Annotated in this window: 15 protein-coding genes; 6 read left to right on the top strand and 9 right to left on the bottom strand. The window is 65.5% G+C overall.

Annotated elements, in window-relative coordinates; all coding sequences use genetic code 11:
* Positions 1-7 precede the first annotated feature (7 nt).
* The 4 genes from QMG52_RS15345 to QMG52_RS15330 all read right to left on the bottom strand — a co-directional run bounded on the left by QMG52_RS15345 (position 8) and on the right by QMG52_RS15330 (position 3,597).
* Positions 8-1,117: an LssY C-terminal domain-containing protein gene (locus QMG52_RS15345; RefSeq protein ID WP_283561274.1), complete on the bottom strand. Its 1,110-nt coding sequence runs from the start codon at positions 1,115-1,117 to the stop codon at positions 8-10.
* 127 nt (positions 1,118-1,244) lie between these two features.
* Positions 1,245-1,739: a hypothetical protein gene (locus QMG52_RS15340; protein ID WP_283561273.1), complete on the bottom strand. Its 495-nt coding sequence runs from the start codon at positions 1,737-1,739 to the stop codon at positions 1,245-1,247.
* A complete protein-coding gene (locus QMG52_RS15335) occupies positions 1,736-2,962 on the bottom strand; it encodes an MFS transporter (protein ID WP_283561272.1) in 1,227 nt (408 codons plus the stop codon). The genes QMG52_RS15340 and QMG52_RS15335 overlap by 4 nt, the downstream gene beginning before the upstream one ends.
* Positions 2,959-3,597, bottom strand: coding sequence for a DedA family protein (locus QMG52_RS15330; RefSeq protein WP_283561271.1), 639 nt, complete (start codon positions 3,595-3,597; stop codon positions 2,959-2,961). The genes QMG52_RS15335 and QMG52_RS15330 overlap by 4 nt, the downstream gene beginning before the upstream one ends.
* Positions 3,598-3,736: 139 nt before the next feature.
* Between QMG52_RS15330 and QMG52_RS15325 the strand changes: the two genes are divergently transcribed.
* Together QMG52_RS15325 and QMG52_RS15320 are read left to right on the top strand one after the other, a co-directional pair.
* Positions 3,737-4,285 carry a Chromate resistance protein ChrB gene (locus tag QMG52_RS15325; RefSeq protein WP_283561270.1) on the top strand — a complete coding sequence of 183 codons (549 nt, stop codon included), beginning with the start codon at positions 3,737-3,739 and terminating at the stop codon, positions 4,283-4,285.
* 10 nt (positions 4,286-4,295) lie between these two features.
* A complete protein-coding gene (locus tag QMG52_RS15320; RefSeq protein ID WP_283561269.1) occupies positions 4,296-5,024 on the top strand; it encodes a phosphatase PAP2 family protein in 729 nt (242 codons plus the stop codon).
* Positions 5,025-6,071: 1,047 nt separating this feature from the next.
* Here the strand turns inward: QMG52_RS15320 and QMG52_RS15315 are convergent.
* The 3 genes from QMG52_RS15315 to QMG52_RS15305 are packed head-to-tail and all read right to left on the bottom strand — an operon-like array spanning position 6,072 to position 8,147.
* Positions 6,072-6,779 (bottom strand): tyrosine-type recombinase/integrase, encoded by a 708-nt coding sequence (locus QMG52_RS15315; protein ID WP_283561268.1) that lies wholly within the window; start codon positions 6,777-6,779, stop codon positions 6,072-6,074.
* Between the two features lies 1 nt (position 6,780).
* Positions 6,781-7,731 (bottom strand): M56 family metallopeptidase, encoded by a 951-nt coding sequence (locus tag QMG52_RS15310; RefSeq protein WP_283561267.1) that lies wholly within the window; start codon positions 7,729-7,731, stop codon positions 6,781-6,783.
* Positions 7,732-7,766: 35 nt separating this feature from the next.
* Positions 7,767-8,147, bottom strand: coding sequence for a BlaI/MecI/CopY family transcriptional regulator (locus tag QMG52_RS15305; RefSeq protein ID WP_283561266.1), 381 nt, complete (start codon positions 8,145-8,147; stop codon positions 7,767-7,769).
* Positions 8,148-8,283: 136 nt separating this feature from the next.
* Between QMG52_RS15305 and QMG52_RS15300 the strand changes: the two genes are divergently transcribed.
* From QMG52_RS15300 to cydC, 3 genes are all read left to right on the top strand, one after another.
* Positions 8,284-9,930, top strand: a complete 1,647-nt coding sequence (locus QMG52_RS15300) for a cytochrome ubiquinol oxidase subunit I (RefSeq protein WP_283561265.1) — start codon at positions 8,284-8,286, stop codon at positions 9,928-9,930.
* A 123-nt stretch (positions 9,931-10,053) separates the two neighbouring features.
* On the top strand, positions 10,054-11,085 hold the full coding sequence (cydB, locus tag QMG52_RS15295) for a cytochrome d ubiquinol oxidase subunit II (protein ID WP_283561264.1): 1,032 nt from the start codon (positions 10,054-10,056) through the stop codon (positions 11,083-11,085).
* A 1-nt stretch (position 11,086) separates the two neighbouring features.
* Positions 11,087-14,968: a thiol reductant ABC exporter subunit CydC gene (cydC, locus tag QMG52_RS15290; protein WP_283561263.1), complete on the top strand. Its 3,882-nt coding sequence runs from the start codon at positions 11,087-11,089 to the stop codon at positions 14,966-14,968.
* Positions 14,969-15,686: 718 nt separating this feature from the next.
* Here the strand turns inward: cydC and QMG52_RS15285 are convergent.
* Both QMG52_RS15285 and QMG52_RS15280 read right to left on the bottom strand, forming a co-directional pair.
* The gene (locus QMG52_RS15285; protein WP_283561262.1) at positions 15,687-16,205 is read right to left on the bottom strand and encodes a DinB family protein; all 519 of its coding nucleotides are present in this window, start codon (positions 16,203-16,205) and stop codon (positions 15,687-15,689) included.
* Between the two features lie 51 nt (positions 16,206-16,256).
* The gene (locus QMG52_RS15280) at positions 16,257-18,791 is read right to left on the bottom strand and encodes a DNA gyrase/topoisomerase IV subunit A (protein ID WP_283561261.1); all 2,535 of its coding nucleotides are present in this window, start codon (positions 18,789-18,791) and stop codon (positions 16,257-16,259) included.
* A 98-nt stretch (positions 18,792-18,889) separates the two neighbouring features.
* Between QMG52_RS15280 and QMG52_RS15275 the strand changes: the two genes are divergently transcribed.
* Entirely contained in the window at positions 18,890-21,565 is a 2,676-nt protein-coding gene (locus tag QMG52_RS15275) for a bifunctional acetate--CoA ligase family protein/GNAT family N-acetyltransferase (protein ID WP_283561260.1), read from the top strand.
* Positions 21,566-21,599: the final 34 nt, after the last annotated feature.

Genomic DNA, 21,599 nt, shown 5'->3' with positions numbered 1-21,599 from the left:
TATTGGTTCAGGTTTTCGAGATTGAGTACTGCCGCCTGGCCATCGGTAAAAAATCCGTCGCCGGTTGCGTGGTGTCCGAGCTGGGCGTCCGTGCGTGGAGCAGGTGTGGTTGGGTGACCTTGAGTGATTGCAGGATGTAGGCCCTTTCCGCGTCCACATCGGGGTCGATGTGGTGGGTCGGCAGCCCGGATTGCGTGCCGATTCCGATGCCCCGGTCGAAGCTGGCCGTGGCGACCCAGACGGGCTGGCCTGCGACCATGTAGTTGGTTTTCCAGATCCTTGTGTGGTGCCGCTGGACCAGGGTGTTGGCGTCGGTGGGTTTTTCGAACGCCATGGTCTCGGGCTTGGCGGCCAGGTATGAGGGCGTGACCGGGGCCGTGAGGTATTGCTCGTTGCGTACTGCCACCAGGATGGATCGCAGGGTGTTGCTTAGGGTCGAGGGGTCGGCTTTGTACCATCCGGCTCGCTTGAAGAGGCCGTCAATCTGCTCCTGGCTGCCGAGGTAGATGAAATTGACGGGTTCCATCCTGGCCCCGGTCAGCGTTTCGCTGTAGACAGGCAACCGCTTAGTGGCGGCTTCATCCAGCGCGGGCAGTACCTCGGAAGCTTCCTGAGGTTCGACGACGGTGAGGGGCGTGAGTTGTGCGCCGAATATCCCGGCGAACAGGACGGCAGCGGCAACGGCGATCAGGAGCGGCCGTTTGACCGCGCCGGTGAGCTTCACCGGCTCTAAGAGGTGGAATCTGTGGTTGATTTCCAAGGGTGTGATGATGACGGCGAGAAGAAACATGCCCAAGGCGAGACTGCCCAGGATGTCGCTGGGGTAGTGGACGCCCAGATATATCCGGCTGATTTCGACGAGTATTATCGCGGTCAGCGCGGCTAGGACGACCATCAGCCTGCCGATGGAGGACTTAATGGTACAGCACAGCAGGTAGGCTGTCAGGTCGCCTATGACGGTCGCTGTCAGCGTGTTGCCGCTGGGAAAACTGAAGCTGTTTTCGGTCAGCAGGCCCCGGGACCGGTCCGGCCGGGGCCGTGCCAGGATCTGCTTGATCACCGCGGAACTGAGGGTTTCCAGGCCAAAAGCGTGGCCAGCAGGACCGGCAGCCACCATTTCCGCAGCCGCCAAGAGACTATGCCCAGGACGATGAGGGAAAGGATGACCGACGTCGAACTGGCGGCAAAAGCGACAACACTGAAGAACGCGTTTTGCCCGTCCGTGCGGATATTCGGCACAAGGTTCACGATGCGCTGGTCGATGCCTGCGTACGAGGTTTCCAAGATGACGGCCCGGGTGATGCTGTGAAGAGCAGCAGAGCCGCGACCGCGGCCGCGGCGCCTATGGTCAGGACCAGCCCCGTCGGTTGTTTCATGGAGAACCGGCGCCCGGCCCAGCGGATGAGTTGCGGGTAGCGTTGCCGGAGCCTGACGATGTAGGTGTTGCCCCGTACCCCTTCCCCGGCGGAGAGCAGTATTGACCAGGCGATTTTCAGCGGCGTGCGCCACACCATGATGAGACTGAAGACGAACATGATGATCAACAGCATCTGGACGAGTAAAGCGGCCGCGAAAATCAACGGGGTCCCGACGACATCGAGCGTATTGAGCAGGTAGGCGTTCAGGGCGGTCAAAACAACCACCGCCAGCAGGACCGCCCCATACTTGAGCGTCTTTACGCTCATCATCCCCGGCCGCTTTTTCCTTCCGGTGTCCTGCTGAGTTGCGGTTTGGTTCATCCTGGTTCCGTTCGGGTCGGGCTGGTTTTCACCGCTGCCGGTGACATGCCTCCGGTGCGGGGACGACGTCGGAAGGATACTGCGGCGACGGCGGTCAGGAGGGCGAGGGCACCGTAGCCGGCCGTGAGGCTCACAGCGGCGGCGACCACCCCTACCAGCAGCGGGCCTCCCGCGTCGCCGAGTTCACGGCCGATTTCGGCCGTGCCCATCGTCTGGCCCAGCCGCTCCGGCGGTGTGGCGGCGGCCAGGGCCGCAAACGCGACCGGGGTGATGATCCCCGTTCCGGCACCGATGCCGACAGCGGCCGCGAGGAGTCCGGGGATCCCGGGTAGCATCGCGGCGGCCAGGCCGGCGGCCGTGAGTGCCAAACCCAAGCCCACGAGGCGGCCCGGACCGGCTGGTGTGTCCGATGCCCGCCCGGCCAGCGGCTGGGCAACGGCGGCGCAGACGGCCAGAAGCGAGACAGCGGCTCCGGTGGCGACAGGCCCGAGACCCGCGGCTGCCCCCGAGAGGGGCAGGAAGCCGACGCCGACGGACAGTGCCGCTGTCGCGGCTGCCAAGGCGGCGGTCGGGGCCAGGAAGCCCCGATCGCCCAGCCGCCGAGCCAGGTCAGCGACGCTCTGCCGCGCCCGGGGAAGCGGCGCCACCACGGGCACGGCCAGGAAGGCCCATAGGCCGACAGCCAGTGCCAGCAATGCCGTGAGGGTAAACAACAGGTCCAGCCCGCCCGCGGCGACCAGTGCTCCGCCGATCAGCGGGCCGGCCGTGTATCCGACGCTCTTGTAAAACCCGTAAGTGCCGAACGCCCTGCCCTGCCGCCCTGCCGGGTTCAGCCGCGACACCAGGGAAGAGGCTGCCGGAGAAAACGCCGATGCCGCTGCCCCCTGACCTAACCGTGCCAGCCACAGCCAGGCAGCATCCCGGGCCAGGACGAACGCGGCCGAAAAGAGGGCGAAGGCCACCAGGCCGCCGAGCAGGACCGGACGGGCCCCGATCCGGTCCGAGAGCGTCCCGAAGACGGGTTTAAGCAGCACCTCAGCCCCGTCGTACAGGGCCAGCATGAGTCCGAGCAGCAGCAGGGACTGGCCATGGCCGGCACTGTAGGCACCGAGATTCGCCGCCACGGCATGGGCACCGAACGCCGTGGTGAACCCTGCTGCGTACAAGGGAAACAAGTGCCGGCGGCGGGGTGAAAAAACGGTACTCTGCCGCTCGGCGGTCATTGATCCGGCTCAGCCGCCGGTTGATTCCGGCGGTATTCCCGGCGCGCCTTGCGCACCCGCCAAACGATCACCGCGACTACGGCCGCGATAACGACGGCGGTGGTGATGTCACGCCCGGCAGCCTTGGCAACAACCTCATAGGAATTACCGGCCAAAAAACCGAGCAGCACGAATCCGGATCCCCAGACCAGGCCGCCAGCGGCGTTGAAGGCCAGGAAATGCGGGTAGGGCATCTTAGATGTTCCAGCCAGGGCCGGCATGACTGCACGGAAAAACGCTACGAAGCGGCCCAGAAAAACCGCTGATCCGCCCCGGCGGCGCAGGAAATCCTGCGCCTTATCCAATTTCCCCCGGCGTTTATTCATGACCTTCAGGTCCAGCACCCGCGGACCGAAGTGTTTGCCGATCTCGTAGCCGACCGTGTCCCCGACAACGGCGGCCACCACGACCAGGACCATCATCATCCACAGCTGCACGTGACCGCGGCTGGCAACGACCCCTCCAAGGACCGCAGCCGTCTCCCCGGGGATCACGAACCCGATGAACAGGGCATCCTCGGCGAACACCAGCAAACCCACCAAGGTCAACGCCAAGAGCGGGCTAACGTTCAGGATGCTGTCCACGAACCCGCTCACAGGGCACCCCTTCCGGGACCGTGAAACCCTCGGTCCTGCCCGAAGAAGTGCACGGGCACCGGTTCCTGCTTCACGGTCTGCTCCTCGCATGTCACGGCCACGGGCAGTCGCCCAAGGCTATGTAACAAATGATACACTTATGGATGTGACGACGGAGGATTTCGGGTGGGTGCTGGTTTTGGTGCAAGTCCCGGCACAGCCGTCCCGGCACCGGGTTGCCGTGTGGCGGGAGCTGCGCCGGGCCGGGGCCGTTCCCGTCTCCCACGGCACCTGGGTGCTTCCCGCGTTGCCGGCCTTCGAAACCGCATTGGCAAGGGCCGGGGAACTCGCCGAGCGCGGATCCGGGACGCTCACCGTGATCGATGCCGCCCCCCGCAACGATGCCGGTACCGCGCTTTTCCGTGCCGCGTTCGCGGCCGCGAGGGCCGAGGAATGGACCGAGTTCATCGCCGACTGCGGGAAATTCGAAGACGAAATAGTCCGTGAGATCGCCACGTCCAAGTTCACGTTCGCAGAACTTGAAGAAGAGGAACAAAGCCTGGAACGGCTGCGCCGCTGGTACCGGGACCTCAAATCCCGCGACGTCCTGCGTCTGCCCCAAGCCGACACGGCCCAGGAGCACCTCTCCCGGTGCACCGGCGCACTGGAAGGCTACGCCCACCAGGTCTACGAGACCGTACTCCCGTAAGGAACACCGCTTGAAACACCTCACCTCCCGCATCCCTGCCCTGCGCCTGCCAGGGCGCTCCTGGTGGCTGCTGCCCGGCTCCGTGATCCTGCTCGTACTCACCCTGTCCCTGGGGGTACTGGCGAAAAGCTTCGGCTCACCTGGCCCGGACCTTGATGCCGACGTCGGCCTCAGCCACGACCGCAGTCCGGCCCTGACGACCATCGCCACGATCATCAACGGTGTGCTCTCCCCGGCAGGGAACGTGGTCATCCTCGCCGTTGTGTGCCTGATCCTGATGTTCCTCCTGCGCAGACCACTGACCGCCCTGGCGTTCGGGTCCACGGTCGCTGCCGGCTGGCTGTCCTCGGAAATCGGAAAGATCACGGTATCCCGCCTGCGGCCCCCCGGATCCGTCACGCACGCTTTGATCCTGGAAAACGGCCATGACAGCTTTCCCAGCGGCCACACCGCATTCGCAGTAGCCCTGGTCTGGGGTGCGGTGCTGGTCCTTGCCCGCACCCCAAGGCAGCGGACCGTTACCGCCGTTGTCGGTGGTATTTTCGCTGTCATGGTGGCTTTGTCACGGCTGTATCTGGGCGTCCACTACCCAACCGACGTAGCCGGTTCCCTGCTCATCAGCACCGCGGGAATACTGTTCTGGCTTCCCCTATGGAACAACCTCATCGAACCACGTCTTAGTCGGATCTCCCGGATCAACAAAAGGTCCGCGCATACCTCCGCCCACTCATCCCCATGAATAGACCCCGGACGGCCGCACAGATTGCCCTAGTCCCCGGTAGCCGATCAGGCGGCTTGCTTCAGGCACAGACGGGCATTTCATCGTGGGAAATTAGTGACCCGTCCGCCGAAGACGCAGCGACTCCCATCTCGACAGTCAGCGGATAGCGATTCCGCCCCACTAGATAGTGTCTAGTGGGGGAGGCTTGTTACCCGTTATTCTGTCGAAACGTCCCGCAAGGGGACTGTTCGGATAAACGATCGGTAGTGTGCATAGGAGGGTCCGCCACCGGACACATGGTGCACTGACATGCATCACCGTGGGGACTGGTCGGCGACTGTCTCGTAACACCCATCCGGTGAAGGGGCCGTTTACGGCACACTGTTCTAATAAATTCCCAAACCAACATCGCAGGCCTATCGCCGACCACCGTTCCCCGGCAGTCCGGACCCCCAGCACTGCCCCTTTCAGGCGTATCCTGTTCCCCTTCCTTAAGCCTTGAGGAGCCGCCGACTAGTTGATCGTCCCGCGGCGTTCGGCGGTGAGGTCGTCGAGCAGGTCGTCAATGCGGTGGCTGAGTGTGCGGACTTGTTGGTTTAGGAGTCGGTTCTTCTCGCTAAGTCGTTCGTTTTCGAGGTTTTTGGCAGCTGCTGAGAGGGCTTCTTCTGTTGGATCCGCCGTGCGGATCTGTTCCCCAAGGCAGTGCTCATGCCGTCTCTTCAGTTCGGCGAGTTCCTGGCGAAGCCGTTTGATGCTCTGATGCGCTAGCGCTATTTCCGCCTGAAGCGCTGTTCGCCCGGCTGCGCCGTTCGTCGGGGGTCTTTGTCTTGGGGTGTGGGCGGCGGCCTGGGTTTGGCGGGCAGCTGACAAGCTGGTGCAGGAGGGTTTCGTGGGAGTAGATGAAGTTGCGGCTGACGCCTGCGGCGCCCGCGACAGCTGTGATGCTGATGAGTGACCCGTCCAAAAGAAATCTGTTGATCATGGAGGCCGTGGCGGCCTGCTTTCGATCGGCTTCCCGCTGGCGGGCGGCGACCATGCCTGCGAACGGGGCGCTCTTCACATTTGTCATGGTAGTTCCTTGACGGTTATGGGGAGCTGTTGGCCCGGTCGTGCTGTGAGCCGGGAGGTCCGCAGGAGTGTTGCCGCCTCGGTGATAGCCTGCCTGTCGGGCTCTGGTAGGAGTGCAAGGTCTGTGCGCATGCGGTCAACGATTTGCTTGAAGTCCTCTACCTGACCGTCAAAGTTCGCGATGGCGTAGGGCGGGGCATTGAGGCGGCGGGCTTGGGCTGCGTTGGTTTTCAACTCCACGAGGTGCCGTTCAATGTCGGGAAGGTAGGAAGGATCTGGGCGGTAGAAGGTGCACCCGGAGCATTGAAAGCGGACGGGGCAGGCGTTTCCTCCGGCCTTAACATTGGATGGCTCGGTGCACCCGCCGTAGGGCACGGCGATGGAGGCAAGGCCGCGGCGCCCGGCTGAGAGGCCTATTTTGTTGCCAGTCCGGTCATAGGTCAGGGGTGCGAGCAGGTTTGCGGCGGCACGTTTGCGGGTGTCGTTGACCTGGTAGTAGCCCATCGTGGTGCGGACGTCTTCGTGATCGAGCAGGTCCCGGAGTTCGTCCGGTGCGGTGCCGTTGTCGACGTGCCGCTGGGCATAGGAGTGTCTGAAATCGTGGGGGCGGGTGCCACCGAAACTAAAGTCGACCGGGACACCATGGAGGTCTTTGACCGGCCCTTCCAGTGTCGGGACCTTACCGGCGGAACGTGGGCTGATCATCTCAGCCGAGCAGCCCCGGCACGATCAGCAGCGCCGTGGGCACCGCGAGCAGCAGGACGGAGCCGGCCAGCACCAGGAGCTGCGCGTTCCGGCTTAGTACCGGAGCCGGCTTCAGCAGCCGGCCCAGCCGTGCCGACGTCGTCTCCGGAGTATCGATGCGGTCTGCGCCACCGTTCACCAGCTCGCTGGCGGGCAGCAGGGCCGAGCCGCTGGCCACCAGAGCGATCGCCTTCACCAGGGTGGAGCGGTCCACTGATTCCAGTGCGACGTCGTCGGCCAACATCTCTATCAGCGAGTTGACCGAGCGCTGCGCCAGCCGTGACGTGGGCAGCCAAGGCAGTGCGGAACGCCAGGCTGCGAAGGCCCAAAGCAGCAGATGGTGGCGTTGGGCAAGATGGGCGTTTTCATGAATCAGGACCGCCCGCAGTTCGTCCGGCTCCAGCATGTTCATGAGTCCGTCGGAGAGCACCGTGACGGAACGGGAGCCGCCGGGCAGGCAATATGCTACGGGTGCGTCGTGATTGATGACCACCGTTCCCGGCCTGCCGGTAGCCGGTGAGCTGAGCAGATCCAACAGCTCGCGGTGCCGACGGCGTTGTTTGCGGATCCGTGCGTAGGTCAACAGCAGAGTGAACAGCAGGTGGGCAAGCAGCAGGGCCGCGGCGCTGAGCGCGAAGGCATGCCAGAACTCGAGCCGCTCACCGGTGCTGCCGCCCAGCAGAATGCCGAGCAGATTCTTCAGCCCGGAGATCAGGTTTCCGCCCAGTGGCACGAGCCCAAACGCCAGCATTGCCCCGATCATGGACAACCCGCCAGCGAGGGCGATTGCCTGCCAGAGGACCATGGCGGTGAAGGGGGAGCGTGCGGTCCAACCGGCGCGGGCCAGCAACAGGGGAACCGGCCATGCCAGGATGACGGCAAGGAGTGCAAGGAACCAGGATGTCCAGAACATCAGCTTTATGCGTCCAACCGGTGTGCCTGGCGGCCCTAGCCCTGGCCGAGCAGTTTACGCAGCGTGGTGGCCTCACCGTCGCTCACGGTTCCGATAAAGCGCGCCAAAACGGCCTCACGGTCCGGAGCGGATCCGAGGACCTCGAGCATCAGCTCGGCCGTGTGCTCGGCTCGGCTGGTGACCGAGCGGTACCGGTGCGGGCGGATGGATCTTTCGCGTTCCACCAGGCCCTTCTTTTCCAGCCGTGACAGTACGGTCAAAACGGTGGTGACCGCCAGTTCCCTGCTGTCGGTTCCGCCGGCGACGGCGGGCGGACGCTGGGAGAGCAGGTCCCGCAGGGTGTTCGCGGTAATCGCTTCCGGGTGTTCCCACAGCAGATCCATAACGGCTCGTTCGAGCTCCCCCAAAGTGGCCATCGTGATCCTTTTAAAGTGGGTGCGGCAGATGCCTTGGCTTAAATCTACAGGGTCCGGCCGAAATATTCTACAATTGGTAGAAATTGATTTTCTACGTATCGTAGAAGAGTCCTATTCCCGTCCCTAAGGTGAATCGATGGAAGCGCTGGATATCGCACGGTGGCAGTTCGGAATAACCACCGTCTACCACTTCCTGATGGTCCCTCTGACCATTGGCCTTGGCCTGCTGGTGGCCTTGCTGCAGACGCTGTGGCAGCGGAGCGGCAAGGAAGAGTACCTTCGGATGACCAAATTTTGGGGCAAGCTCTTCCTGATCAACTTCATCATGGGTGTCGCCACCGGCTTGGTGCAGGAGTTCCAGTTCGGCATGGCCTGGAGCGAGTACAGCCGCTTCGTCGGCGACGTGTTCGGCGCTCCGCTGGCGATGGAGTCCCTGCTGGCTTTCTTTATCGAATCGACCTTCCTGGGACTGTGGATCTTCGGCTGGAAAAAACTCCCCGCCCGGATCCACCTGGCGTGCCTGTGGATTGCGGTGCTTGGTTCGGCGGTGTCGGCGTACTTCATCCTGGTGGCGAATTCATGGATGCAGCATCCGGTGGGTGTCGAAATGGTGGACGGACGTCCGCGGATGGTCGATGCCTGGGCCGTCTTCACCAACAACACCGCGCTGGTGGCATTCCCGCACACGCTCACCGGGGCCGTCGCCGTCGCCGGCGGGTTTCTGCTGGGTATTTCCTGGTATCACCTGTGGCGTCGCCGGCGCGACGGCGTCGACACCATCGATGCGGACGGCCGCGTGGTGGTGGGGGAGTCGGCCACCATCCCCGGCCGGGACCGGACCGACCACGCCGTCTGGATCCGCTCCCTGCGCATTGGCGCTGTGGTGGCCATGATTGCCTTCGCCGGCACCGCGATCACCGGCGACATGCAGGGCAAACTGATGTTTGAGCAGCAGCCGATGAAAATGGCCGCTGCTGAGGCCGCCTGCCACGACGGCACCAGTTTCTCTATTCTCTCGATCGGGGACCCGGGCAGCAAGAACTGCAGCGACGTCACTGCCGTGATTGAGGTGCCCGGAATTCTTTCCTTCCTGGCGCACAACGATTTCACCACCGACATCAAAGGTGTCAATACGCTGGTCCCCGAGTATCAGGCCAAATACGGCACCACACTGCCTGCCAATCCGATCTACGGTGATCGGGCCGGCCAGGAGATCCAGTACGTACCCGTCATGGCGGTAACATATTGGGGCTTTCGGATCATGATCGGCTTCGGAGGACTGGCGGCGCTGGCCGCCCTGGTGGCACTGGTACTGGTTCGCAAGGGCACCGTGCCGTCGTCACGATGGCTGATGCGGTTGGCCCTCTTCAGCATTCTGGCGCCGTTCGGGGCCAACGCGGCGGGCTGGATCTTCACGGAAATGGGCCGGCAGCCATTTGTCGTGGCGCCCAACCCGCAGCTCAGCGGCATTGACCAGGTCTTCATGTTCACCGCCGCGGCCGTCTCGCCCGGCGTCTCCGCGGGGGAGCTGATCTTCTCGCTGGTGATGCTGGCGAGCGTCTACGCGGTGCTGCTGGTGGTGGAGGTGAGACTGCTCTTCCGCTACGTCCGGGGCGGTGTCGCCGCGGCGATGCCCGAGCTCGCGCACGCCGCGAAGGAGGGTCCCGTGAACCTGCGTAAGTCCGACGGCGCGTCGAAGTCCGACGACGACGAGGGCAGCGGTGCGGGCGGCTCCGGCGGCAGCCCGGGGGATTCCGATGATGTCCTCGCCTTCGCCTACTGAGATCCGCCACGCCGGCAGGGCCTGTCGTGCAGGGGTCGGCCCTGCGCGGGTCGACCCCCGCAAAGTTGCGGTCCGGCCGCCGCCCAGCGCATTGATTTTCCCCTAACGATAAAGGACACCGTCATGGAGACCCTGCCGACTATCTGGTTTGTGCTGATTGCCGTGCTCTGGACCGGCTACCTCTTCCTGGAAGGCTTCGATCTGGGCGTCGGCATGCTGATGAAGCTCTTCGCCCGCAACAACACCGAACGCCGGGTGCTGCTGAACACGGTCGGGCCAGTCTGGGACGGCAATGAGGTCTGGCTGATCACCGCCGCCGGGGCCATGTTTGCGGCCTTCCCACTCTGGTATGCGTCGCTGTTTTCAGCCCTCTATATTCCGCTGGTCTTTGTCCTGCTGGGGTTGATTTTCCGTGCTGTCGCCTTCGAGTACCGCGGCAAAATCGATTCCAGGCGCTGGCGCGACCGCTGGGACTGGGCCATTGCCCTGGGTTCCTTCGTCTCGGCATTCGGAATCGGGGCCGCCCTGGCCCTGACCACAACGGGTCTCCCGCTCGACGCCAACGGTGACCGCGTGGGCGGCCCGTTCGCCTGGTTCAGCTGGTACGCCGTGCTGGGCGGCTTCGCCGTCGTCGGCTTCTCGCTGGTGCACGCCGCAGCCTTCCTTGCCCTGAAAACGGACGGTGCGATCCGCGAACGCGCCCGGCGCCTGGTGACGCGCTGGCTCCCGGTGGGTCTGCTGCCGCTGGTCCTCTGGATGGTGCTGCTGACCTATCAGCACGGTAAGGGGATCAGCTGGCTGCTGGTCGCCGTGTCCGCGGTAGCCGCCTTCACCGCCTGGCGGATGGCCGGCCGAGGCCGGGAGGGCTGGAGTTTTCTGGGGCTGGGCGTGTTCCTGCTGACCGGCAGTGCCGCGATCTTCGGATCCGTCTTCCCCACGGTTCTCCCCTCCACGCTCAACCATGAGTGGGACCTGACCATCAGCAACGCCTCCTCCTCGCCGTACACCCTCGGGTTGATGAGCATTGTGGCCTGTGTCGGTGTGCCGCTGGTGTTGGCCTACCAGGGCTGGACCTACTGGGTTTTCCGCAAGCGCGTCAGCGCCAGCCAGTTGCCGCAGGCGCACGACGTGGTGCCTGCCGTGGGGACGGTCTGAGATGGCTCTCGGCAACGGCCCGCGGCTGCCCGCCGGGGCCAGGCGCAGCCTGTATCTGCTCGGTCTGCTGATCGCGCTGAAGTCGCTGATCTGGCTGCTGCTGGCCCAGGCGGTGGTCACAGGGATAGTCAGCGTGATATCCGACGACGGCGGCCTGACGGCGGCTCTGTTGACCGGTGCCGCCGCCGCGCTGGCCCGGGCAGCCGTGGTTTGGGCCATCGCCGTTGTGGCCCGGCAGACGGCACTCGGCGCCAAGGAGGACCTTCGCCTGAAACTTGCCGGACGGATGGTCCTCGACGCCGGTAGTGGTGCCGGAGGACAGGGTGCCGGTGGTGGTGCCGGTGGACAGGGTGCCGGCACCGTGCTGGCCACCCGCGGACTGGACGCGCTGGATAACTATTACACCGCGTTTCTGCCGGCCGTGGTCGGCTGCGCCACGATGCCGCTGCTGATCGGTGCCCGGATTCTGCTGGCGGACTGGGTCAGCGCCCTGATTGTCGTCCTGACAGTGCCGCTGGTGCCGCTGTTCATGGTGCTGATCGGCATGCACACGCGCGAGCAGGTGGAACGGGCGGCGGATTCGCTGTCCCGGCTGTCCAATCACCTGCTGGAGCTGGCAAAGGGACTGCCCGTGTTGGTGGGCCTGGGCCGGGCGAAGGCGCAGACCGAGGCACTGCGGAGGGTCTCGGAGGACTACCGCCGGACCACCATGGGTACGTTGCGCGTGGCGTTCCTGTCCGCGCTGGCACTGGAACTGGTCGCCACCCTCTCGGTCGCCGTCGTCGCCGTTTTCATCGGCGTGCGGCTGGTGCAGGGCTCCATGGATCTGGAAACGGGCCTGTTGGTGCTCATCCTGGCGCCGGAGTGTTACCTGCCGCTGCGTGAGCTGGGCACTGCGCACCACGCCAGCGAGGACGGCCGGGAGGCGCTGGAGCGGGCGGAGAAAATCCTTGCCGCTCCGGTTGCGGTGCCCCTGACGGTTCGGGTGCCTGCGGCTCAGTTGCATTCCCCGCAGGCCGACGACGGCGCTCCGGACAACGGCGGCGCCGGGGATTACGGCGGCGCCGGGGATTACGGCGGCGCCGGGGATGACGGCGGCGGGCGGCCGCGGGCGGACCGGCACGCCCCGGAGGACCGGCACGTCCCGGAGGTCCGGGTGTCCGGGCTACGCGTCAGTTATCCGGATCGGAGCGGCGACGCGGTTTCCGGACTGAGTTTCACGGCCCCGGCTGGGCAGATCACCGCAATTTCCGGGCCAAGCGGCTGCGGAAAATCCACCCTGCTGCACGTACTGGCCGGCATCGTCACCCCGCTTTCCGTGACTGAGACTGGGCTGCTTGGTCCGTCCGAGACTGCGCCGCAGGCCGCGACAGCCACCGTGGCAGAGGCTGACGCGGACGCCGGACCGGACGGCAGGACTGCGGCACCGGCGGTGCAGGTCAGCGGCCAGATCACGGGGGTAGATCCCGAACACCTGGCGTGGGTGCCGCAGCATCCAGCCACCGTTGCACAGACTGCCCGTGCCGAAGTGGAACTTTACGGTGCAGGCGTCGGAACGGCGCCTCGCGGAACGGCTGACGAGCTGCTGAACCGAGTGGGGCTTGGCTATGCCGCCGCGCGCCATCCGGCGGAGCTCAGCCCGGGAGAGCTGCGGCGCCTTGCACTTGCCCGTGCTCTGGCCCGCATCGAGGCCGGAGCAACCGTGCTGCTGCTGGACGAACCGACGGCCCATTTGGACGGTCTCACAGCCCGCAGCATCGAGCAGACCATTATCGCTCTCTGTGGAACTGTCACTATCATCCTCGTCGCGCACAATGAATCCACGCTCGCACTGGCGGATCATGTGGTCCGCCTCGATGCCGGCGGCATTCGAACGGCCGAAAGTTCCGATGCCGGCGGAGCCAGGGACGCGCGGAGCCTGCCGATCACTGTCTCCGGGGACGTTGACCCGAGCACGCTCAGCGTCAAGGACGTTGTGGCCTCCGACGGTGCGGCCGGTCCCTCTTCAAACGGTCTCCTCCCTTCTGCCGCACGAGCGCCCTGTACGTCTTCAGTCCGGGCGGACCGTCCTTCTTCCGCCCGGTCCGCCCGGTCCGGCCATTCCGCCCGGTCTGGCAAATCCGTCCCCACCGCACGGCTGTTCAGACTGCTGGTCGCCGTGCTGGAACCATGGCGCCCGCGGTTCCTGCTCGCCGTCGTCGCCGGTGCGGTGGCAACGCTCGCCGCCCTCGCGCTGACCGCTCTCTCCGGATGGCTGATCGTGCGTGCCAGCCAGCAACCGGCCATCCTGTATCTATTGGTCGCCATTGTGGGCGTCAGGTTCTTCGGTCTGCTCCGGGCGGTCTCGCGATACTGCGAGCGGCTCTGGCTGCACGACGCAGTCTTCGCTTCGCTCACCCGTTTGCGTGTGCACGTCTGGGAATCCCTGACGCGGCGGGTGCTCTCCCGGCGGTCCCTGCTGCGCGGTGACGGCGCGGTGGACCACTTGATCGGGGATTTCGACGCCGTGCGTGACTTGGCGCCGCGGGTGGTGCTCCCGCCGGCCGCCGGCCTGCTGGCCGCAGCGGCCGTGGTGACGACGACGGCGCTGCTGCTGCCTGCCGCCGCCCCGCTCCAGCTCGTGGTGCTCACAGGTGCTTTGCTGCTGGCTCCGGCCACCGCCCTGTGGGCCGACAATAGAGCAGGCATTGCCGAACACCGGCACCGCTCCGCCGTCATCCGCACCGTGAGCGTACTGCTCGGCGCGGCCGCCGATTTACGCGTCAACCGCGCGGACGGGCCACTGCTGGAACGGCTCCGCCGGGATGATCGCGCCGCGACGACGGCAGTACAGAGGGCGGCCCGGGCACAAGGCACAGCGCAGGGCCTCTTGGTCCTGTTTTCTGCCCTGGGCGCTTTTGGCATTCTTGGCACAGGTGCAGGTCAGGTCGCGTCCGGGACGCTCCCCGTCGAGGCATTGGCCGCGCTGGTGCTGCTGAATCTCTCCCTGGTGGACGCCTTTGCCCCGGTCAGTGCCGCCGTCCAGCTCTGGCCCGCGCTGCGAACGGTGCTGGCACGCTTCAGTGATGACTTTGCGCCCGCGGGCGCAGGCGGGGAGAACGCCGGCGGGGAGAACGCCGGCTCCGGGCGCGTCCGCCCGGAGCCGCTTTCGGCGCTGCCTGCGGATTCACGGCAGAGTTCCGCAACGCCCGGTCTGAGGCTAAAGGGCGTCACGGCGCACTGGCCGGATTCGGCCGCGCCCGTTTTCAGCGGGCTCGATGCGACCGTGCGCAGCGGCGAATGGCTGACGGTGACGGGGGAGTCAGGGTCTGGGAAATCAACTCTGCTGGCCGTGATGCTCGACTTCCTGGCACCCCTCGAGGGAACCTGCACCTCGACGGGCCGGATCGCGTGGTGTCCGCAGCAGGGGCACCTCTTCGACTCCTCCCTCCGGGCGAACCTGCTGCTGGCGCGCCCGCGGTCAGACGCGCCTGTGGAGGCCGAGCTGGTTAAGGTGCTCAACGACGTCGGGCTCGGTCCGCTGCTTCGGGAGCTGCCGAACGGGCTGGACACCCGGCTCGGCCCGGAGGGCAGTCATCTCTCCGGTGGACAGCGCCAGCGGGCCGCGGTCGCACGAACCCTGCTCACCGGCGCCGATGTGCTCCTGCTGGACGAGCCCACGGCCCATCTTGACACCGAATCGGCGGCCTCGCTGCTGGCGGACCTGCGCCGGGCGCTACGGGACAAAGCGGTGGTGCTGGTCACCCACGACCTGGCGGCTCGCCATCCGGCGGACCTCACCCTGGAGCTCGGGGCGCCGAGAGTCTCCACGGGGAGTGCTCCCATGGATGTGCAGGCCACCCAGGCATCCGCCGAGTACCAAGCCGTTCTGAGCTGGTGGTAGACAAGGTTGGGACCAAGAATTATGGCTCCTGCAACCAGCAGCAAAATAGCGAAAAGCATCGCGATGGCGGCCAGGGCTTTCGCCTTTTCCGGCTGGGCGCATTATGCCCAAAGACCGCACGATAAAATTTAGGAAATACGCTATTGGGTTTCTTAGCACAATCCAGGTGAGGCCGAGGACCATAATACTATCGACTCACCCCTGCTTATGGTTCTCCTAGAGTCGCGCTACAGCGTTATGAAATATGCGGAGAACGGCCCCGGGAGCGACGGTTGCAATCAGCGGAATGGCGAAGGTCCAGCGTTGGTCCAGACCATCAGTGGGAGGAAGAGTCCAGGTGCCGACAACAAAAGAGACAATTCCCAAAAGCCACAGCCAGGCGACCTTTCCTACAGGTCCCTTGAAGTAGCTAATCGGTTCAGGATATGCCTTCGCGACTTGCATCGCCGCGGGAATGGTGCACAAGTTCGTACCAACTATGAGAAACACTATGGAGACTACCGCCATATCGGGATTACCACCTTAGTTTCATCAGGACAGGTTCAAAGCGGCCGTCGTTGGCCACTAAGCGACCACTCACTCGCTAGAGGTAGGCGGCGACTGTCGCTGCGGTCGCGTTGGATGCCGGTACTGGTGAGGTGGTGGGACACCAGTTAGCCAATTACGATCGGATGGGCTTCCGGCCCACGCACCGCTCAGCAGCCTGGGACTATTCCGCTCAGCCGTCGACGTCGTGCAGATGATGCACGATGTCGTGCATGAAATACCCGGAGAAGGTCCTGATCGTAAAAACCTTGCCGTCGCTGCGCCGTCCGGTCCGGGACCATTGGTCCTGCGAAACGGCGGCGAAAGACGCGGCGATTTCGGCGCCGGCCTCCAGCAGAGCGGCGCTCACGGCTGCCGGATCCGAACTGCCGTAATCCTCATCCAGGCAGGCTTGGTCCTGGTCCCAGTTGGCGAACTCCGGGTCGTCGCTCTCCAGCATCAGGTGCAGACGCTGGTCGAAAAGGCCAAAGACATCGCGGACGTGGCAGGCATATTCCAGTACCGACCAGGTGTGCCCATCCGGGCGCTCCGCCGCGTACTGCCGGCGCAGCACGGCGTGCCAGCGGGGCAGCAGTTCGGGCAGCGCGCTGGCCGCCATCGCCGGGGTTGTGGTGGCGGCTTCGAAACCGCAGTCGGGACAGGGCCTGGTGAGTACCCAAGTCCAGTCCTTGCTATCCGGGGTGATGACCATGACAGTAGTTTAGGCATATGCCACGACGTCTGTGCGACGATCGGCGCTGCGTCAGTCCCCGGTGCCGGCCGCAGCGGATGTAGCCGCGTAGCTGGGACCGATCGCCTCGACCGCCTGGGACAGCATGATGCCTGAACCGTCGCGGCGACCGTGTTCGGCGGGTAGAGCCCTGGCAACGCCGGCCTCGGAACCGGCTCTGGCGGGACCGTGGCCCGCCCAGGCCAGCAGCAGCTGGTCCTCGCCCTTGAGGAAGCGGTGTGCCCGGACGCCGCAGGTGGCCCGGCCCTTGGCGGGGTACTCGGTGAACGCGGTCACCTTGGCGGAGCCCGGCACGGTGCCCGGCAGGGCATCGGAGGTGCCGGAGATGGTGACGACGACAGCGGCCGGATCGGGTGCGCCGTCGTCGGCCGTTTTGACGACGGTAAAGCTGATCACGGAATCCCCGGGCAAGAGCTTGATGCCGGCCATCCCGCCGGCGGTACGGCCCTGCGGGCGGACGCTGGAGCCGGGGAAGTGCAGCAGCTGCGCCTGCTCGGTGATGAAGACCAGCTCGTCGTCCTCGCCGGCGGAGGCGGCGCCTACCACGCTGTCCTTGTCTTTGAGCGCGACGACATCCCAGTCATCGCGGTTCAGCGGGTAGTCCGGGGATACGCGTTTAACCACGCCCTGGGCGGTACCGATGGCGATGATCTCGTTCAGCGCCGTGAACGCGACTAGTGTTTCGCCGCGTGTCAGCGTGAGGAATTCCTTGGCGGGGACGCCGCCGGCCAGGTTTGGCATGGCCGTTGTCGGCGGGAGCACCGGCATGTCCACCACCTGCAGCCGCAGCATCCGCCCGGCGGAGGTCAGCGCCGCAATCTCTGAACGGGCGCTGGTGCGCAGCACAGACCGGAAGACATCGTGTTTGTTGCGCGGCCCCCCATCATTGAGCGGTTCCTGATGGGAGGTCCGGGCGATCTGGCCGGAGGCACTGAGGATCACCCAGCAGGGGTCGTCGGCGATTTCCAGCGCCAGTGGGGCGGCCTTTCCTTTGACGCCAACGCCGGCCCCGTCAGCCGCTGCGAGGGCTTTGGCAACGCCGGGGGCCACGGCCTCGGATTCCAGCAGGACCGTGCGCCGGGGGGTGGCGTATTTGTCGGAGATGGCGCCGAGCTCGCCGGAAACCAGGTCCCGCAGCCGCTGTTCGGAGGCCAGGATTGCTTCCAGCTCGGCGATTTCGCGGCGCAGCTCGTCCTGTTCCTTTTCCAACTCGATCCGCGAATACTTGGTCAATTGGCGCAGGCGCAGCTCCAGAATGTAGTTCGCCTGGATCTCGCTGAGATCGTAGATCGCCATCAGGCGCTCCCGCGCGGCGGCGACCTCATCGGAGGAGCGGATGATCTGAATGACCTCGTCGATGTCGACGATGGCAATCAGCAGGCCCTCCACCAGGTGCAGCCGGTCCTTCTTTTTCCCCAGCCGGTAGGACGTCCGGCGCTGGACCACCTGCAGCCGGTGCGCAACGTAGACCCGCAGCAGGTCCAGCAGCCCCAGGGTTTGCGGCTGCCCGTCGACCAAGGTGACGTTGTTGATCCCGAAGGAATCTTCCATCGGGGAGTAGCGATACAGCTGGGCGATCACGGCGTTCGGGTTGAAACCGTTCTTGATCTCGATCACCAGCCGCAGCCCGTGGTTGCGGTCCGTTAGGTCGTTAACGTCGCTGATGCCCTGCAGCTTCTTGGAGGTGACCGCGTCCTTGATCTTTTCAATCACCTTTTCCGGCCCCACCAGATACGGCAGCTCCGTCACCACCAGCCCGGTCCGGCGGGCGGAGAGCTGCTCGATCCCGATCTTGGCGCGGGTTTTGAAGGATCCCCGGCCGGTGGCATAGGCATCCCGAATGCCGTCCAGGCCCACGATCCGGCCGCCGTTGGGCAGATCGGGCCCGGGGATAAAGCCCATCATGTCCTCGAGGGTCGCATCCGGGTGCGCAATCAGATGCCGGGCCGCCGCGATGACCTCGCCGAGGTTGTGCGGGGCCATGTTGGTGGCCATGCCGACGGCGATGCCGCTGGCGCCGTTGACCAGGAGGTTGGGGAACGCCGCGGGGAGCACCTCCGGCTGCGTCAGCTGATTGTCGTAATTGGGGATGAAGTCGACGACGTCCTCGTCCAAGTTGTCCGTCAGCGCCAGCGCCGCGGCCGCCAACCGTGCCTCGGTGTAGCGCGGAGCGGCGGGGCCGTCATCGAGCGAGCCGAAGTTTCCGTGCCCGTCAATCAGCGGCAGCCGCAGGGAGAAGTCCTGCGCCATCCGCACCATGGCGTCGTAGATGGCGGTATCGCCGTGCGGGTGCAGCTTGCCCATCACCTCGCCGACCACGCGGGCGCTCTTGACATGGCCCCGGTCCGGCCGCAGGCCCATCTCGCTCATCATGTACAGGATGCGCCGCTGCACCGGCTTGAGCCCGTCCCGCGCATCGGGCAGGGCGCGCGAGTAAATCACCGAATAGGCGTACTCGAGAAAGGACCCTTCCATCTCACTGGAAACATCAATATCAATGATCTTCTCGGTGAAATCTTCTGCTGCGGGAGGTTGGCGCTTGGCCATGCGAAAAGGGGTTCCTAACTGCTGCGGGTGCTCGATGACCGGACGTGAAGTTATGGCACTCAGCCGTCAGGCACGGTTCAACTGGGTACAGTGAGTCTATGGTGGAACAGCCCGTTGAGCCCGAATATCCGGAACACTGGGAGGCCGATGTCGTGCTGCGCGACGGCGGCACTGCGCATCTGCGGCCCATGTCGGCCGCCGATGCGGACGCGTTGCAGGCCTTTCATCTGGCCCAGTCGCAGAACTCGACCTACCTGCGCTTCTTCACCTACAAGGCCCGGCTCAGCGATCGGGAGCTGCGCCGCTTCACCGAACTTGACTACCGCGACAGGGTGGCCCTGGTGATCACCAGGCCCGGGGAGATCATCGGAATCGGCCGCTACGACCGGCTCGATGACCCCACCGAAGCGGAGGTTGCCTTCAATATTGCCGACCGTCATCAGGGCCGGGGGCTCGGCTCGATCCTGCTCGAACACCTCGCTGCCGCCGCGCGGGAAAACGGGATCCGCAGGTTCACCGCCGAGATCCTGCCGGAGAACCGGAAGATGCTCACGGTCTTTTCCGAGGCCGGATACGAGGTGCACCGGCATTTCGACGACGGCGTGATTTCGCTGGGCTTCGCCATCGATCCGACGGAAAAATCGCGCGCTGTGATGGAGTCGCGGGAACACCGTGCCGAGGCCCGCAGCGTGGCGGGTTTGCTGGCGCCGCGCTCGGTGGCGGTGATCGGGGCAAGCCGGCAGTGGGGGAGCATCGGCAACCAACTGCTGGAGCACATTGTGGAGGGGCGGTTCAACGGGCCGGTCTATGCGGTCAACCAGGAGGCATTGGAGCTCTCCGGGCTGATGACCTATGGCAGCATCGGGGCGGTTCCCGGGCCGGTGGATCTGGCCATCATTGCCGTTCCCTACGCGGAGGTTCCCAAGGTGGTGGCCGAATGCGGCGACGCGGGGGTGAAGGGGCTGCTGGTCGCTACCGCCGGATTTGCCGACGACGGCGCCCGCGGGCTTGCGCGGCAGCGGGACCTGGTGCGGCGGGCCAGAGCGAGCGGTATGCGGGTGGTGGGTCCGGCCTCGCTGGGCGTGGCGAACACCCGGCCCGAAATTTCCCTGAATGCTTCGATGGCACCGGCCATGCCGCGACGCGGCGGCCTTGGCCTGTTCAGCCAGTCGGCGGCCATCGGCGTGTCGCTCTATGCCGCGTCCAGCCGCCGCCGGGTGGGGCTCTCGAGCATGCTTTCGGCCGGCAACCGGGCGGATGTTTCCGGCAATGACCTGATGCAGTACTGGGAAGACGACGAGCAGACCCGCGCCTGTGGGCTGTACCTGGAATCTATCGGCAATCCGCGGAAGTTTTCCCGGATCTGCCGCCGGCTGGCCCGCAGCAAGCCCGTCATCGTGGCGAAATCGGATGTGATGGGGCTGCGCCTGCCGCCCGGACACGCGGTCCGGACCACGGCGGCGCCGGGCGGTGCGCTGGACGCGATGCTCCGGCAGGCGGGCGTGATCCGGGTCGAAACGATTGAGGAGCTGCTGGACGTCGCGCAGATAGTGGACAGCCAACCACTTCCCGGCGGGCCCGGCCTGGCCGTTTTCAGCAACTCGCTGGCGCTGGGCAAGGTGGTCGCGGATTCCGCGGTAGCGTACGGGCTCAATCCCGGACCCGTCTCTGCGGACCTGCGGCTGGACAGCGGGCAGTCCGTGGCGCTGCCGGAACTGCGGCGCCGGCTGCTCGGCGCGCTGCTGCAGGACACCGTGCACGCCGCCGTCGTGACGCTGCTGCCCGCGCGGGGGCTTACCGTCGAGGCGATTGCACAGGTGCTCTTCGACTGCTCCCGGGAGTCGGGCAAGCCGGTGGTCGCCGCGTTCACCGGAATTTTGGACCCATCGATTTATGTGGAGGGATTGATCGAACCCGGTCTCCCGTGCTACTCCAACCCGGCGGCCGCCGTCGCCGCCCTCGCCGCCGTCGTCCGTTATGCGCAGTGGCAACAGCGCGAACAGGTGGCCTTCGCCGAGCCCGCCGGAATCGATACCGATGCGGTGGCGGCGCGGCTGGACGATCTGCTGCACGGCGTCGATGGGGACGGGCTGGTCCGCCTCGATCAGCCCACCGCCGCGGAACTGCTGGCACATTATGGGATCACGGTGTTGGAGTCGGTGCCGTTCAGCACCGCTGACGAAGCGGTGGCCGGTGCGGATCGGCTCGGCTGGCCGGTGGCGCTGAAGACGATGGACGCCACCCTGCGGCACCGGTTGGATCTGGGCGGTGTCCGGCTCAATATTGAGGATGCGGCGTCGCTGCGGCGCAACATTTCGCAGATGACCAAGGTGCTTGAACCCTTCGGTAGGTTCGCCATGGAAGTCCAAAGCATGGCCGCGGTGGGACAGTCGTGCACGCTGCGGGCGATCGAGGACCCGTTGCTGGGCCCGGTGGTTTCGTTCGGGCTGGCCGGCGACGCTGTTAATCTGCTGGGCGATTGGGCGCATCGGATTCCGCCGCTGACCAGCGCGGATGTGGCCGACTTGGTGCGCTCGCCGCAGGCGGCGCGCAAGCTCTTCGGCTACGAGGGGCTCCCCGCCGTCGATATTGCCGCGCTGGAGGATCTTGCGGCCAGGCTTGCGGTACTTAAGGACGAGCATCCGGAAATCGCACTGGTGGAGTTTAGTCCGGTGCTGGTCGGCCGGGACGGGTTCCGGATCCTGGCCGCGGATGTGCGGATCGGAAATCCCGCGCAGCGCACGGACAGCGCACGTCGGGCCATGATTTCCTGATCGGTTAGCTTGCGTGCTGCGGATCTGTGAAAAT

It is taken from the genome of Paenarthrobacter sp. PH39-S1, from assembly GCF_030063245.1.
Taxonomy (GTDB): domain Bacteria; phylum Actinomycetota; class Actinomycetes; order Actinomycetales; family Micrococcaceae; genus Arthrobacter_M.
Note: the sequence above shows the minus strand (reverse complement) of the source record. Positions and strands in the feature narration are given on the sequence as shown.

Bases quoted from the DNA above. Each gene is read 5' to 3' on its own strand.
- QMG52_RS15340 (WP_283561273.1), bottom strand. From the start codon at position 1,739: ATGAACCAAACCGCAACTCAGCAGGACACCGGAAGGAAAAAGCGGCCG.
- QMG52_RS15315 (WP_283561268.1), bottom strand. From the start codon at position 6,779: ATGATCAGCCCACGTTCCGCCGGTAAGGTCCCGACACTGGAAGGGCCG.
- QMG52_RS15285 (WP_283561262.1), bottom strand. From the start codon at position 16,205: ATGGTCATCACCCCGGATAGCAAGGACTGGACTTGGGTACTCACCAGG.
- QMG52_RS15300 (WP_283561265.1), top strand. From the start codon at position 8,284: ATGGAAGCGCTGGATATCGCACGGTGGCAGTTCGGAATAACCACCGTC.
- QMG52_RS15275 (WP_283561260.1), top strand. From the start codon at position 18,890: ATGGTGGAACAGCCCGTTGAGCCCGAATATCCGGAACACTGGGAGGCC.
- QMG52_RS15325 (WP_283561270.1), top strand. From the start codon at position 3,737: ATGGATGTGACGACGGAGGATTTCGGGTGGGTGCTGGTTTTGGTGCAA.
- QMG52_RS15335 (WP_283561272.1), bottom strand. From the start codon at position 2,962: ATGACCGCCGAGCGGCAGAGTACCGTTTTTTCACCCCGCCGCCGGCAC.
- QMG52_RS15310 (WP_283561267.1), bottom strand. From the start codon at position 7,731: ATGTTCTGGACATCCTGGTTCCTTGCACTCCTTGCCGTCATCCTGGCA.
- cydB (WP_283561264.1), top strand. From the start codon at position 10,054: ATGGAGACCCTGCCGACTATCTGGTTTGTGCTGATTGCCGTGCTCTGG.
- QMG52_RS15280 (WP_283561261.1), bottom strand. From the start codon at position 18,791: ATGGCCAAGCGCCAACCTCCCGCAGCAGAAGATTTCACCGAGAAGATC.
- QMG52_RS15345 (WP_283561274.1), bottom strand. From the start codon at position 1,117: ATGGTGGCTGCCGGTCCTGCTGGCCACGCTTTTGGCCTGGAAACCCTC.
- cydC (WP_283561263.1), top strand. From the start codon at position 11,087: ATGGCTCTCGGCAACGGCCCGCGGCTGCCCGCCGGGGCCAGGCGCAGC.
- QMG52_RS15305 (WP_283561266.1), bottom strand. From the start codon at position 8,147: ATGGCCACTTTGGGGGAGCTCGAACGAGCCGTTATGGATCTGCTGTGG.